Raw genomic sequence first — 13266 nt, forward strand, 5'->3', positions numbered from 1 at the left:
GGCGGTCTCGCGGAACATCGGCCGCAAGCGCGCACTCCAGATGCTCCTGACCGGTGAGACGATCGACGCCGCCACCGCGGTCGAGTGGGGCCTGGTCAACGAGGCGGTCCCCGCCGACCGGCTCCGGGCCCGTGTCGACGAGCTGGCCACCCGGATCGCCGACGCCAGCCCGTTGACCCTGCAGATCGGCAAGCAGGCCTTCTACCGGCAGATCGACCTCCCGCAGGGCGAGGCGTACCGCGAGATGGCCGAGACCATGGCCACCAACGCGGTCACGTGCGACGCGCAGGAGGGCATGACCGCGTTCCTGGACAAGCGCGCCCCGCAGTGGCGCGGCGAGTGACGCCCGCCCGGGAGTTCCGGGCGGTGACCTGCCGGGCGTCGTCGTGGGGGCCTCCCACTAGGATCTGCGCCATGGCGATCTCGGTGATGACGGTCTGTACCGGCAACATGTGTCGGTCACCGCTGGCCGAGCGGCTGCTCTCCGTGCGAGCCGCGCACGCGGGTGTCGACGTGGTCGCGGATTCCGCGGGGACGAGGGCGGTCAACGGTGTGGCGATCCACCCCGAGACCCGCCGGGTACTCGGGGCCCACGGCGGCGACGCCGAGGGTTTCGCCTCCCGTCTGCTCACGCCGCGACTCCTGCAGGGTCACGATCTGGTCCTCACCGCGACACGGGCCCACCGTGACGCCGTGCAGGAGATGGCCCCGCTGATGTGGAAGAAGACCTACACGCTGCTGGAGGCGGCCCACCTCGCCGACGCCGACCGGGCGCTGACCCTCGCGGGGCTGGCGCGGGCCCGACTCGGCGTGGACACCGACGACCCGGCGTGGGACATCGAGGACCCGATCGGCCGCGAGCCCGAGGTCTTCGACCGGACCGGGGCGCAGATCAGCCACGCGGTCGACTCGATCGTCGATCTCCTGGCCCGCTAGGGGTCCAGGGGTTTACGCCCGTCGAGATCCCGTAGGAAATCAGGGTCGTCGTCCGGTGCGATCACGCGCGGCGGGGCCGGCCGTGAACCGGGCCCGAAGGCCCGCCACAGCAGGATTGCCACGGTCACCACACCGATGAGTGCGAACAGCCAGATCACTCGAACCTCCTTCACACCACGATACGTATCCTGGTGTTCATGAGCGAGCGAGACGAGTCGGCAATCCCGGCACAGGTGACCACCGGAACCAGGCCCGGCGCACGGCTGGCCCGCAACATGATGTTCTACACCGTGTTGAGACTGCTGATGGTCGTGGCGTTGACCCTGGTCATCATAGGGATCGGCCGCCTCGCCGGGGTGGACGTCCCGGTGCTCGTCGCGGCGATACTCTCGGTGGTGGTCGCGCTACCGTTGTCCATGATCCTGTTCACCCGCCTGCGCGCGGAGATCAACTCCGACATCTCGGCGGTCGACGCCGACCGGCGGGCCAAGCGCGAGGACCTGCGTCGTCGGATGGACGAGGCCTGACCTAGCTGGTCGGTGCGGGCCAGGGCAACGCCGGGAGCTGCTCCGACCCGAACGAACCCCTCCACCCGAACGGCGGCAGGACCGAGTTCTGGGCTGCCGGGGGTTCGGACTCGACGGTTCCGGGCGCGGTCGGCACCTCTGTCGGCGCCGGTTCCGTGGATCCGGTGGTGGGTTGGCTGACCTGTCCCCCGGTCGTGGTGGTCTCGACCTCGCCCGGGGTGGAGGGCTCCGTGCCTCCGGGAGAGGTGGGCGGGCTGGTCGGTGAGGTGGTCGGCGGCGTCGTGCCCTCCGGTGGGGTCACCGGCGTGCCCGGTGTCGTCTCCTCGGTGGTGCCGTCGCCCGGACCGTTCTCCGTCGGCTCGTCCGGGTCCCCGTCGGGCTCGTCGGCGTCGAACCACGGATCCTGCACACCGACGTCCGTCCGCGGTTGGGCCGGAGTCCACTGGGTGGTCGGGGTGCCCGCCGCGGGCTGGCGGGGAGGAGCGTAGGTCCCCGTCTCGTCGTCGGCGACGTACAGCGCACCCGGGGCGGGCTGCACCCCGATGTAATAGCGGCTGAGGCAGTGGTCGGTGACGCTCTGGCTACCGTCCGTGAAGACGGTCATCCCGGGGGTGCCGCCGTCGGCCTCGGTCGCGCACCGCGCGATGAAGCGACCCGGTTGGGTCTCACGCTCGGTCGGTTCGGCCGCGGAGGTCAGTTCGGTGGCAGAGGCGGACCCCGGGGCTTCAGACAGGACCTGCGGATCCGGCTGTGCGCACGACGCCGCCACCAGCGCGATCGCGCCGGCGGACAGGAGCACCCGAATTTGCATAACGATAGTGTCTCAGTTCCGTCAAAGGATGGCTACCGGTCGACGCTGTGGAACACGTCATGCCGGGGGTCAGATGCCGGCCGCCCGCGTGCGGACCGCGCCGAGTGAGGCCACGGCGGCGGCGAGGACGGCGGCCCCGAGCCCACCGACTCCCACCGTGATCAGATCGGTCACCGGTGGCGCGATGTTACCGGCGATCCCGGGGCCCACCATGGCGACCGCGCCGAGCCTGCCGAACGCCGCACCCAGGACCACCCCGAGTGCCGAGGCGCTCGCCGCCACCAGTGCGGTCTCCGCGACGAGCATCAGCCACACGCCGGTCCGGGTGACGCCCACGCCGCGGAGCAACCCGATCTCGCGCGTCCGCTCCCGGACCGCGAGCGTGAGCGTGTTGACCACTCCCACCAGTGCGAGCGCCACCGCCACCGCCAGCAGGAGCGAACTGGACGTGAGCACGGTCCGGACGGAGCCCGCGATCTGGTCGCGGGAGGCGAACGTCTCGGTGACCGCCAGCGACGGGTCGGCGTCCACCACCGCCGACCTCACCCCGTCGAGCGCCGCCTCGAGGGATTCGCCCTCGAGGTCGTCGTCCATCCGCAGCCACTGCTCGGTGCGCGGGACGAACTGCTGCGGGATCTCCTGACCCTCCGGCCAGGGGGATCCGTCCGGCAGGTGCGCCACGGGCCAGTCGGGGACACTGCCCGGGGCGGCGAGGGCCCACTGGTCGGACGAGCGGCGCACGACGAGGTCCCGTCCGTCGTCGTCGGTGAAGAAGCGGAACCGGACGGTGTCGCCGTCACGGGCGTCCGCGGCGACGGGGGAGGACTCGGGCAGCACGATCTCGCCCGGGCCGGGAAGGGTGACCTCGCGGCGCATCACCTGTGCCACCCGTGACGGATCGGCCACGCGCAGGACCGTGCGCCTACCGTCGTCGTCGCGGGCGTACATGTCGACGACGACGAGGGAGTCCGCCACCCCGTCCAGTCCCGCCAGCTGCTCGGGCAGCCCGCCGGGCAACATCCCGTCGGGTGCGGTGACGGCAACGTCCAGCGGGACGCGGTCGACCAGTCGCGACTCGATGGCGGGCCCCAGCAGGGCGATCCCGGTGACCATGGTCGAGGTGAGGGTCACGCCCACCAGCACGGCGGCCGAGGTGGCGGCCGTGCGGCGCGGACTGCGCGCGGTGTTGCGTGCGCCGAGCAGGCCGACGGGTCCGAGGACCGGTCCGACCACAGTGCCGATCATCCCGAGCAGGGTGGGCAGGGCCCCTGCTGTCACCGCCAGCACCCCGAGGAACGTGAGCACGCCCCAGGCGCCGGCCTCCACCACCGAGCGCGAGTCCACCGCGGAGGTCATGCCGGTCCATCCGGCCACCGCGACGGCGGAGCCCGCCACCACCATCGCGAGGCGACGCCACCACGGGTCGGGGCGGACATCGGCCGGTCTGAGCGCTCCGAGCGGGCTGCCCGAGGTGGCCCGCCACAGCGCGGGCAGGGCGGTGAGCAGGGTGATCCCCACCCCGACCGCCGCGGCGAGTGCGTAGGCGCCCGGCGGCACGGTGACCTCCTGCAGCGGGATCGTCACCCCGAGCCCCGGCGCGAGATCCGAGGCCGCCGAGACGCCCGCCCGGCCCAGTGCCAGCCCGGCCGCGGTGGCGAGCACGGCCACCGCCAGTGCCTCGGCGGCCCCGGACAGTCGCAGTTGCAGCCGTGAGGCGCCCAGGCACCGGAGCAGTGCCGTCTCGCGGACGCGGGCCGCGAACACCACGGCGAAGGTCGTCCCGATCACGAGCGCGGCCACCGCCACGGCCAGGACAGTGAAGGCGAGCAGGGCCCGCGTGTAGACCTCGCGGCCGCCGACGAACGACCGGGCGAGCGCGTCGGCCTCCGCCGTGCCGGTGGTGACCTCGACGGCCGAGGTCCCCGGGACGCCGGCCAGTCGCTCGGTGATCCGCCCCGCGAGGTCGGTGTCGGGCACCGAACCGTCCCCGGCCACGCGCACGTCCCCGCCCGCCCCCGACGCCGACCACCGCTGGATCTGCTCGTCGACGGCGTACAGCGGGAACGCCGCCTCGAGATCCGGCTGGCCCGACAGGTCGAACAGGCCCACGACAGTGACGGGGGCGGGGTCGGAGCGGCCGGACGGCTGGACCTCGAACGTCGCACCCAGAGGGACGTCGGAATCCGCGCGCACGGCCACCTCGCCGGGCCCGGCGGGCAGGCGCCCGGATGCCAGGGTCTGCCAGCGCAGGTCGTCGTCGGTGGACAGGGCCGTCGCCGTCGTCATCTGTTGGGCCCGTCCCTCCACACGGACCCGGACGTACGACTGCGTGTCGACAGTGACCGCGCGGACCCCGGGCGTGGAGGCGATGGCCTCCAGGCCGAGCCGTTGCGCCTCGGCGGCCTCCTCCCGGCCGGCGTCGGTGCCGACGGAGGTGCGGTCGCCGAGGTTCTGCACGAGCACCGAGGTGGCCGCGTAGCGCAGGCCGAAGGTGGCGTCCGCGCTGGCCGAGATCGTGCGCAGGACCCCCACCGAGGCCAGGACGAACCCGACGGCGACCGCGATGGCCAGGACGGTGCCCAGGTAGCGGCCCGCGTTCGCGCGGAGCTGGCCCAGGATCAGCCGGGGGCTCACGCGGTGGCCGGACGGCGCCCGGCGAGGGTGCGCATGGCGGCGTCGATGGTGTCCTGGGTCGGGGAGTCGATCTCGTCGGCGATCCGCCCGTCGGCCAGCACCAGCACCCTGTCCGTGTACGCGGCGGCATGGGTGTCGTGGGTGACCATGACGACCGTCTGACCGGTCTCGCGCGCACAGGCTCCGAGCAATGCGAGCACCGCCTCACCGGATCCGGAGTCGAGGTTGCCGGTGGGCTCGTCGGCGAAGACCACGTCGGGGCGGGGCAGCAGCGCGCGGGCGATCGCCACCCGCTGCTGCTGGCCGCCCGAGAGCTCGTGCGGTCGTCGGCGGAGCAGGTCGCCGATCCCGAGCTCGCCCACCAGGCCGTCGAACCGTGTGCGGTCCGGTCGGCGGAACGCCATCCGGACCGGCAGGACGATGTTCTCGCGCACCGAGAGCGAGGGGACCAGGTTGAAGGACTGGAACACGAACCCGACCCGGGTGCGTCGCAGGCGCGTCCGGCCGGCGTCGCCCAGGCGCGTGACCTCGGTGGACCCGATCGACACCGTGCCGTGGTCGGGGGTGTCGAGACCGGCCAGGCAGTGCATGAGGGTGGACTTGCCGCTGCCGGAGGGGCCCATGACGGCGGTCCAGCGCCCCTTGTCCACCGCGACGTCCACGCCGTCCAGGGCCCGGACCTCCACGGAGGCGCGTGAGTAGGTCTTGCGCAGGCCGCGGGCCCGGATTGCGATCTCGGGGGGTGGGGTCACGGGGGTCCTTCCATCGGGCACGACATCCGGCCACGTCGGCCACGACATCCGCCGATGAGTGTATTGACCGACCGACACCCCGGCCAAACCTGTGGCTCGTGTGACTGATGTGACGTATGGTGCTCTAGTGACTGGGCTGCCCCGGTCGTGCCCCGCCCCCCGGACGACAAGGTGAATCCATGTTCCAGCGCCGCCCCCACAGCCCCGCCCCCCGCACCCGTTCACTCGCCCTGGGTGGCGCCCTGGCCGCGCTCGCCGTGGTCGGGGGAGGGACCGTCGTCGCCGTGTCCGCACCGACCGACGTCGCCGCCGGCGACATCCTGCTGGCGCAGAACGCCACCGGCCAGGACGCGACGGCCCAGGAGATGGAGATGGGGGTCCCGGTGAACCTCGACCTCGAGCCCGTGGTGGCCCGTGCCGCCGGGGGCTCGATCCCGGCCGGCACCACCATCCAGGTCACGGGACTGCCCGACGGACTCACCCAGGACGGGTGGGTGATCTCCGGGACGCCCACCCGGGCGGGCGACTACGACGTGCTGGTCACCGTCTCCAACGGCGCGGTGTCCCAGTCCGAGAAGCTCACGGTCACGGTGGTCGATCCGTCCGGCGCCGCCGCGGCGACCGCCACCACCACCGCGGATGCGGGGGACGAGGCCGGGGCGGACGACGCCTCCGATGACGACGAGTCCACGACCGATCCCACCACCACGATCGATCCCACCACCACGACCGATCCCACCACCACGACCGCTCCGGCGACGGCGACCACCACCGCGCAGCCCGACCCCACCCTCTCGGCCGCTCCGGGCTCCCCGGTGGCCGACGCCGTGGAGGCCGACGGGTCCGACCTCGACCCGACAGCTGACGACGACGAGGTGGGCACCACGCCCGACCTGTGCGCGGTCCTCGGTGACGGCGAGATGGACGGCGCCTCCCTGGCGACCCTGCTGCCGGCGCTCACCGGTGAGGAGGACTCCGCGTCCTCCGGTCTGCTCCTGGTCCTGGTCAACGCCGTCGTCGGCATGCTCCCGTCGATCCTCGGCGAGAGCGGCTCGATGCAGAACCTGGGATCGGCCGGACAGTTCCTGTGCACCCTCTCGCCGTCACTGCTGGGCGGGGAGTCCCTCGGCGACACCGACACCGAGACCACGGGAGGCGAGGCTCTCGGCAGCGCCCCGTCCGCGCTGCTCGGGATGTTCACCACCGGTGCCGGCAGTCTCGGAGACTGACCGGTAGACGCACCGCGGAAGCACTTACGGCGGACGGGCGGGCGGGATACAGTCCTGATGTCGACAGCAGGCGCCGCTGACCAGCGGTGGCGCGTGACAGCGTCCGTCGCACTCTGGTCCGTCGCCATCTAAGGGGTTTCATCGCCATGTCCACCCGCAGGGTCGTCACCGCCTCCGCCGCCGCACTCCTCGCGGCCGCGCTCTCCGTACCGATCGTCAGCGCCCAGGCCGGGGACGCCGGGTCCCCGGGCTCCGCGACGGGCAGCCTGGACGCCGGAAGCCTGATGGGAGCCGGCGGCGAGAGCGGGAGTCTCCCCGGCGGGAGCGGCGAGGGGTCCGGGGGCGACGGTGACACGGGGAGCGCCGGCTCGGCGGGGTCCGGAGAAGGCGGGTCGAGCGACGGCACTGCCGGCGACGAGGGCAGCCTCGACACCTCGAGCGCGGACGACACCAGCGTCGGCGATCTCGTACCCGAGTCGGAGGCGAGGTGCGAGCTGCCCGACCTCGGCGGGTCGGTCGCCAAGTTCTACCCGCTGTTCGGGATCTCGGGTGTGCCGACCGCCGTCCTCGACTTCGTCACCTCCGCACTGGGCTCCTTCCCCAACCTGCTCGACGTGGTCGCGGGGCCCGGCGGGGGAGCGAACCTGGTGGGTCAGACCGGGTCGCTCACCGAGCCGCTGTGCACGTCCGTCTTCGGCGGCCAGATGGCCCTGCCTCCGGTCACCGTGATCGTCGACGGGGACGGCAACCCGGTCACCACCGTCACCGGCACCGTCGCCCCCGGGGGAACCGGTACCGGCAGCATCAGCGGCAGCGGCGCGGAGCCGTCCACCTCGAGCTCCGGCTCGAGCTCCACCCCGAGCTCTGGCCCGGTCTCCGTCTCCGTGGCGGTGGGAGACGGTGCGGAGTCGGGGACCGGCGCGTTCGCGCTGCCGACCAGCGTTCCCACTCCCGGCGCCTGACCTCCGCCCTTCCCGAGCCCGACGGCCCGGTCCCCTGACGGGGGCCGGGCCGCAGTCGTCCCGTGGGCCGGGGTCGCGACTCGCTAAACGGGTGCCCATTCTGCAGTGAATACCCCTGGGGTGTGTTACCAGTGAGGCTAGAGAGAATCCTGTGACTATTGTGACAGGAGTAGACACTTGATGTGCATGAGGTTAGAGTGACTCTAGAAATGGTCTGCGCTCCCATATTCGGGGAGTGAGCGATCCGAACCCCTCCGGAAGGAACCAGCCGATGCGTGCTCGCCTCGCCCGCCCTCGTCGTATCGTCCGGGGTCGCCTTGTCGCCCCCGTCGCAGCCGCAGCGGCGGTCGCCCTCGTGGGCGGCGTCGTCGTCGCCGCCCCCGATGCCCCCACCGTCCGCGGTGACGTCCAGACCGTCGCCGTCTCCGCCCCGGCCTTCAACGCCGGAGCCTCCTACTCGTTCGATCTCCAGGGACTCGTCGGGGCAGGGGAGTGGAGCGGCATCGTCATCACCAAGGTCAACGGGCTTCCCGAGGGGCTGACCTACGCGGACGGCGTCATCTCCGGGACCGCCGTGGCCGCGGGTGTGTACACCGTGTCGGTCGTCGGGACGCTCGGTGGCCAGATCGTCACGATTCCGGTGACCCTCACGGTCAACAACCCCGATGGCACCGCCCCGATCGGCGCCGAGGCCGGTTCGGCGGCCGGTGTCGAGGGCAGCCTCGGAGGCGAGGCGCAGGCCGGCGGTCAGATCACCACGGGTTCCGCCGGCACCGATGCCATCCTCGGAGCCGTGGTGGGCATCGTGACCTCGCTCGGTGGGGGTTCCGCGGCCGAGATGGTGACCGGATCGCTCGGCACGGGCGAGACGACCCCCGATGCTCCGGGCCAGACCCCCTCCGCCCCGATCGGCAGCGACGCCAACGGGCAGATCGACCTCGGCAGCCTGGCCGGCGGCACCCCGGACGGCGGCACGAACACCCCCGACACCGGATCGCCGGTCCTGCCGGGTTCGACGGGGAACGCCGGCGGGGAGGCCACTGGAGAGGTGACCGGCGGGCTCGACACCCAGAGCCTGGGGCCGCTGGGTTCGCTGCTCGACACCGGCGGTCAGACCGGTTCGACCACCGACGGTGAGACCACCACGGGAGGTGACCTCACCACCGGCGGCGGATTGAACACCGTCGCGCAGGTCGAGGTGCCCGGCTCGTCGTCGCCCGTCGACACCGGGTCCCTCGGGGACCTGGCCCCCGGACTCGCCTTCACGGGGATCGCCCTGCTCGGCCTGGCCGGACTCGGCCTGGCGCTCGGCGGCGGCTCGTCGATCCCGGGCTCGACCGCGTTCCTGCCGGCACTCCCGGGTACGTCCACCGGCGGCTCCAGCAACGGTGGTGACACCGGGGGCGGTTCCCTCGGCTCGACGGCCCCGACCGTCGCGGCGGGCGCCCCCACCACCGTGCAGGCCCCGGGCCCGACGGTCGCCAACGGCCGCGGCTGAGGCCCACGAACTCCCGGCGGCCGCGCAGGTCGCCGGTGACCACGTCCACCCCGAGGACCTCTCACATGATGAGAAGGCCTCGGGGTGACGTGCATTCGTGGGTTACGGTGGCCGGGTCCTCAGTCGGCTCCCACCGTGACCCCCGAAAGGCATGCATGCGTCTCTCCCGTCCCGTCGTCGCCTCCGCCGCCGCCCTCTCCGCCATGGCCGCGATCGGGGTGGCGTCCGGACAGGTCGACTCCCCTGACACCGCCCCCGTGGTGGTGGAGGCCACGGAGCTGGCCCCGGCCGCGCTGCCGTCACTGACCTTCCCGGTGGGCGTCTACACGGAGAACCGCGTCAGCGATCAGGTGACCCTTCCGCCCGGTGCGACCCTGCAGTTCCAGGGTCTGCCCCCGGGGTTGACCTACGATCCGCGGACCACCGCCATCAAGGGCGTGCCCACCACCCCGGGTGTCTACCGGCCCGTGGCCACCGCCTACATCGGCGGCATCCCCGTGCGGACCGAGTCCACCACCGTCACCATCACCGGTCGCGCGGGCGGGGGACCAGCTGCCCCGGCCCCGGCGCCTGCTCCTGCGGCGGCTCCGGCGCCCGGCACCATCACCATCGCCGACATCGACAGACTGCCGCTGCCGAACGAGGTCAAGGACGCCCTGCGCGGCGCGGCGATGGCGATCAACGACGGCATCCAGGCCGCCTGGAACACCGTGCCCGAGGGTTCGCTCGGTAAGTAGCCACCCGGGTAGCCCGGGGCGAGTAGCCCTCGCGCGGCGCTACAGCGAGGTGATCAGCATCCCCGCGCTGACCAGCGCGCTCCACGCGAGCATGGCCAGCCCGGCCACCGCGAGCGCGGGGATGAGCCCGGCGCCCGTGGCCCGCGCCCGCACCGGCGCGTTGGCCTTCCACGCCACCGGCATCGCCAGCAGGCCCAGCAGCGCCCACGGCGTCGCGGGGACCAGGGCCACCGTGGCGAGGAGCGGTACCAGCAGCTCCAGCACCGCGTGCAGGCCCCGCGTCCGCGAATCGCCCAGGCGGACGGCGAGCGTGATCTTGCCCGCCTCGGTGTCCGACGGGATGTCCCGGAGGTTGTTGGTGAGGTTGACCGCGCACGAGAAGCTGCCCACGGCCACGGCCGCGACCACGGCGTACCAGGTGACGGAGCCGAGCTGGGTGTACTGGGTGCCGGTCACGGCCACCAGTCCGAAGAACACGAACACCGCCACCTCGCCGAGGCCGCGGTAGCCGTAGGGGGACCTGCCGCCCGTGTAGAACCACGCCGCCAGGATGCACAGCAGGCCCACCGCGATGAGCCACGGCGCCGAGGTGACACTGAGGACCACCCCGGCCAGACCGCCCAGGCCCAGGAACGAGAACGCCGCCCACTTCACCGCACCGGGTCGGGCCAGTCCCGAACCCACGAGACGCAGCGGGCCCACGCGGTCGTCATCCGTGCCGCGGATGCCGTCGGAGTAGTCGTTGGCGAAGTTGACGCCCACGATGAACGACCACGCGACAACCAGGGCCAGCAGCGCCTTCCACCAGACAAAGCCCCCTGCCAGGGCCGCCGCCGCCGAGCCCACCAGCACCGGCGCGAACGCGTTGGGCCACGTGCGGGGGCGCGCCCCCTCGAGCCAGTCGGACAGGGTGGCGCCGCCGGGCCGGGCAGGCGGCTCGGCGGGCTCGGCGGCGTCGGAGAAGTCGGTCTCGCGGGTCATCCCCCGATTGTCCCATCGAGGAACCGGGCCGCGACCGCCCGCCGGTCGACCTTGCCGCCCGGGAGCAGCGGAAGCGCGTCCACCACTGCCACCGCGGCGGGCGCCGAGTGCGCCCCGAGCAGCGCGGTCACGTGCGTGCGGAGCTCGTCCGGCGTCGCGGTGGACCGCAGGGTGACCGCCGCGACGGGCCGGGTGCCGAGTCGGGGATCCGGGACGCCCACCACGGCCACGTCGACCACCGAACCGTGCTGACGGAGCGAGTCCTCGACCGCCTGGGGGAGGAGGGTGAGCCCGCCCACGGACAACGCCTCGTCGAGCCGGCCGAGGATGCGCAGCCGGCCGTCCTGCCCGATCCGCCCGGCGTCGTCGGTGCGGAACCACCCCGCGCGGGCGAACGCCGGGTGATCAGGGGCGTTCCGGTACCCCAGGGCCAGCTGCGGGCCGGCCAGCCAGACGCGCCCCTCGTCGTCGTCGATCTCCATCTCCACCCCGTCGAGCGGCAGGCCGTCGTACACGCATCCGCCCGCGGTCTCGCTCATCCCGTAGGTGCGCACCACCCGGATACCGGCCCCGGCCGCGCGGTCGAGCAGCTCCGGGGCGGCCGCGGCCCCGCCCAGCAGCACGGCGTCGAGCGAGGCCAGGGCGGCCACGGCCTCGACCGGGCCCTCGTCGAGGACCTTGGCCAGCTGGCCGGGGACCAGGGAGGTGTAGGTGCGCGCGCTCCCGCCCGCGGCGGCCGACGTACCCGTGCACGCGGCCACCGCCCCCGGCAGTGCGGCGGGATCGAACCCGCGCGTCACGTCCATCACCACCGGCTCGTGACCGGCTCGCAGGCTGCGCAGGATCACCTGGAGGCCTGCGATGTGGTGCGCGGGCAACGCGAGCAGCCAGCGCCCCGGCCCGCCGAGGAACGCGTCGGTGGCGGAGGCCGACGCGGCCAACGCGGCGGCGGACAGCATCGCTCCCTTGGGAGTGCCCGTCGAGCCGGAGGTGCTCACCACCAGAGCCGCCCGGTCGTCGATCGGCTCGTCGGGGTGCATGGCGCCGACGAGCAGACGCATCCGGGCGGGGTCGTCGGACGGGACGGGCAGCAGCGCGGGGCCACGGTCGGCCAGGAGCTGCTCGAACGTGGGGAACAGGGCGGTGACGGCCACGCCGCCGGGGACGGGCAGGGTGCGCAGGTCGCGGGTAACGGGCATGGACCGGACCGGCGCCGTCAGTAGTAGTAGGGGAAGTCGTCCCAGTTCGGGTCGCGCTTCTCCAGGAACGCGTCGCGCCCCTCCACCGCCTCGTCGGTCATGTACGCCAGTCGTGTGGCCTCGCCGGCGAACACCTGCTGACCCATCAGGCCGTCGTCGGTGAGGTTGAACGCGAACTTGAGCATCCGCTGCGCGGTGGGCGACTTGCCGTTGATCTGTCGCGCCCACTCGATCGCGGTGTTCTCGAGCTCGGCGTGGTCGACGACCCGGTTGACCGCGCCCATCTGGAACATCTCCTCGGCCGTATACGCCTGACCCAGGAAGAAGATCTCGCGCGCGAACTTCTGGCCCACCTGCTTGGCCAGGTACGCGCTGCCGTAGCCGGCGTCGAAGGACCCCACGTCGGCGTCGGTCTGCTTGAACCGGGCGTGCTCGCGGGAGGCCAGGGTCAGGTCGCTCACCACGTGGAGCGAGTGGCCGCCGCCGGCCGCCCACCCGTTGACCAGGCAGATCACCACCTTGGGCATGGTGCGGATGAGCCGCTGCACCTCCAGGATGTGCAGCCGGCCGCCCTCGGCCTTGACCCGGGCCTCGTCCACCTTGTCGGCGGTCGCGCCGGCCACGTCCGAGTCGTGTTCCGTGGAGTACTGGTAGCCGGACCGGCCGCGGATCCGCTGGTCGCCGCCGGAACAGAACGCCCAGCCGCCGTCCTTGGCGCTCGGCCCGTTGCCCGTGAACAGCACGGTGCCCACGTCGGGGGAGCGGCGGGCGTGGTCGAACACCCGGTACAGCTCGTCCACGGTGTGCGGCCGGAAGGCGTTACGCACCTCGGGGCGGTCGAAGGCGATCCGCACGATCCCGTCGGCCCGGCCCTCGCCCACGTGGCGGTGGTAGGTCAGGTCCGTGAGGTCCTCCCCGTTCCGGAAGCCCTCGACCTCCCGCCACTGCGTCGGATCGAACGGGTTCCCGGTCTCGCCCTGCGCTGCGCTGCTCTCGGTCA

14 protein-coding genes are annotated in these 13266 nt (G+C 73.0%); 7 read left to right on the forward strand and 7 right to left on the reverse strand.

Annotation, left to right across the window (positions count from 1 at the left end):
• Both ABD250_RS02980 and ABD250_RS02985 read left to right on the forward strand, forming a co-directional pair.
• Window positions 1–343 (forward strand): enoyl-CoA hydratase-related protein (locus ABD250_RS02980; RefSeq protein WP_344390528.1); only part of this gene is annotated, 343 nt, incomplete at its 5' end.
• Window positions 344–414: 71 nt separating this feature from the next.
• Entirely contained in the window at window positions 415–936 is a 522-nt protein-coding gene (locus ABD250_RS02985) for an arsenate reductase/protein-tyrosine-phosphatase family protein (RefSeq protein WP_182658334.1), read from the forward strand.
• On the opposite strand, the gene ABD250_RS02990 is transcribed toward ABD250_RS02985, so the two are convergent.
• A complete protein-coding gene (locus tag ABD250_RS02990; protein ID WP_017837921.1) occupies window positions 933–1094 on the reverse strand; it encodes a hypothetical protein in 162 nt (53 codons plus the stop codon). The genes ABD250_RS02985 and ABD250_RS02990 overlap by 4 nt on opposite strands.
• Window positions 1095–1133: 39 nt before the next feature.
• Between ABD250_RS02990 and ABD250_RS02995 the strand changes: the two genes are divergently transcribed.
• A complete protein-coding gene (locus ABD250_RS02995) occupies window positions 1134–1463 on the forward strand; it encodes a DUF4229 domain-containing protein (protein WP_179523207.1) in 330 nt (109 codons plus the stop codon).
• 1 nt (window position 1464) lies between these two features.
• Here the strand turns inward: ABD250_RS02995 and ABD250_RS03000 are convergent, their stop codons facing one another.
• The 3 genes from ABD250_RS03000 to ABD250_RS03010 form a co-directional block, all read right to left on the reverse strand.
• The gene (locus ABD250_RS03000; protein WP_182639291.1) at window positions 1465–2274 is read right to left on the reverse strand and encodes a hypothetical protein; all 810 of its coding nucleotides are present in this window, start codon (window positions 2272–2274) and stop codon (window positions 1465–1467) included.
• A gap of 69 nt (window positions 2275–2343) precedes the next feature.
• Window positions 2344–4908 carry an ABC transporter permease gene (locus tag ABD250_RS03005; protein WP_344390534.1) on the reverse strand — a complete coding sequence of 855 codons (2565 nt, stop codon included), beginning with the start codon at window positions 4906–4908 and terminating at the stop codon, window positions 2344–2346.
• Entirely contained in the window at window positions 4905–5660 is a 756-nt protein-coding gene (locus ABD250_RS03010) for an ABC transporter ATP-binding protein (RefSeq protein WP_344390536.1), read from the reverse strand. The genes ABD250_RS03005 and ABD250_RS03010 overlap by 4 nt, the downstream gene beginning before the upstream one ends.
• 179 nt (window positions 5661–5839) lie before the next feature.
• On the opposite strand from ABD250_RS03010, the gene ABD250_RS03015 reads away from it, so the two are divergent.
• The 4 genes from ABD250_RS03015 (at window position 5840) to ABD250_RS03030 (ending at window position 10086) form a co-directional block, all read left to right on the forward strand.
• Window positions 5840–6889, forward strand: a complete 1050-nt coding sequence (locus ABD250_RS03015) for a hypothetical protein (protein ID WP_344390538.1) — start codon at window positions 5840–5842, stop codon at window positions 6887–6889.
• A gap of 146 nt (window positions 6890–7035) precedes the next feature.
• The gene (locus tag ABD250_RS03020; RefSeq protein WP_344390540.1) at window positions 7036–7851 is read left to right on the forward strand and encodes a hypothetical protein; all 816 of its coding nucleotides are present in this window, start codon (window positions 7036–7038) and stop codon (window positions 7849–7851) included.
• Between the two features lie 271 nt (window positions 7852–8122).
• Window positions 8123–9349, forward strand: a complete 1227-nt coding sequence (locus ABD250_RS03025; RefSeq protein WP_344390542.1) for a hypothetical protein — start codon at window positions 8123–8125, stop codon at window positions 9347–9349.
• 155 nt (window positions 9350–9504) lie between these two features.
• Window positions 9505–10086 carry a hypothetical protein gene (locus ABD250_RS03030; protein ID WP_344390544.1) on the forward strand — a complete coding sequence of 194 codons (582 nt, stop codon included), beginning with the start codon at window positions 9505–9507 and terminating at the stop codon, window positions 10084–10086.
• A 39-nt stretch (window positions 10087–10125) separates the two neighbouring features.
• Here the strand turns inward: ABD250_RS03030 and ABD250_RS03035 are convergent, their stop codons facing one another.
• The 3 genes from ABD250_RS03035 to ABD250_RS03045 all read right to left on the reverse strand — a co-directional run.
• Complete coding sequence (locus tag ABD250_RS03035; RefSeq protein WP_344390547.1) at window positions 10126–11067, reverse strand: 1,4-dihydroxy-2-naphthoate polyprenyltransferase; 942 nt, start codon at window positions 11065–11067, stop codon at window positions 10126–10128.
• Entirely contained in the window at window positions 11064–12266 is a 1203-nt protein-coding gene (menE, locus tag ABD250_RS03040) for an o-succinylbenzoate--CoA ligase (protein WP_344390549.1), read from the reverse strand. Before menE ends, ABD250_RS03035 begins: the two co-directional genes overlap by 4 nt.
• Window positions 12267–12283: 17 nt before the next feature.
• Window positions 12284–13266: 1,4-dihydroxy-2-naphthoyl-CoA synthase (locus tag ABD250_RS03045; RefSeq protein WP_344390551.1), on the reverse strand; the 983-nt coding region annotated here is incomplete at its 5' end.

It is taken from the genome of Dietzia cercidiphylli, from assembly GCF_039531545.1.
In the GTDB taxonomy this organism is placed as follows: domain Bacteria; phylum Actinomycetota; class Actinomycetes; order Mycobacteriales; family Mycobacteriaceae; genus Dietzia; species Dietzia natronolimnaea.

What these genes read in the sequence shown, in the direction of transcription:
- ABD250_RS03000 (WP_182639291.1), bottom strand. Translation starts at nt 2,274, where the DNA reads ATGCAAATTCGGGTGCTCCTGTCCGCCGGCGCGATCGCGCTGGTGGCG.
- ABD250_RS02985 (WP_182658334.1), top strand. Translation starts at nt 415, where the DNA reads ATGGCGATCTCGGTGATGACGGTCTGTACCGGCAACATGTGTCGGTCA.
- ABD250_RS03030 (WP_344390544.1), top strand. Translation starts at nt 9,505, where the DNA reads ATGCGTCTCTCCCGTCCCGTCGTCGCCTCCGCCGCCGCCCTCTCCGCC.
- ABD250_RS03020 (WP_344390540.1), top strand. Translation starts at nt 7,036, where the DNA reads ATGTCCACCCGCAGGGTCGTCACCGCCTCCGCCGCCGCACTCCTCGCG.
- ABD250_RS02995 (WP_179523207.1), top strand. Translation starts at nt 1,134, where the DNA reads ATGAGCGAGCGAGACGAGTCGGCAATCCCGGCACAGGTGACCACCGGA.
- menE (WP_344390549.1), bottom strand. Translation starts at nt 12,266, where the DNA reads ATGCCCGTTACCCGCGACCTGCGCACCCTGCCCGTCCCCGGCGGCGTG.
- ABD250_RS03015 (WP_344390538.1), top strand. Translation starts at nt 5,840, where the DNA reads ATGTTCCAGCGCCGCCCCCACAGCCCCGCCCCCCGCACCCGTTCACTC.
- ABD250_RS03035 (WP_344390547.1), bottom strand. Translation starts at nt 11,067, where the DNA reads ATGACCCGCGAGACCGACTTCTCCGACGCCGCCGAGCCCGCCGAGCCG.
- ABD250_RS03025 (WP_344390542.1), top strand. Translation starts at nt 8,123, where the DNA reads ATGCGTGCTCGCCTCGCCCGCCCTCGTCGTATCGTCCGGGGTCGCCTT.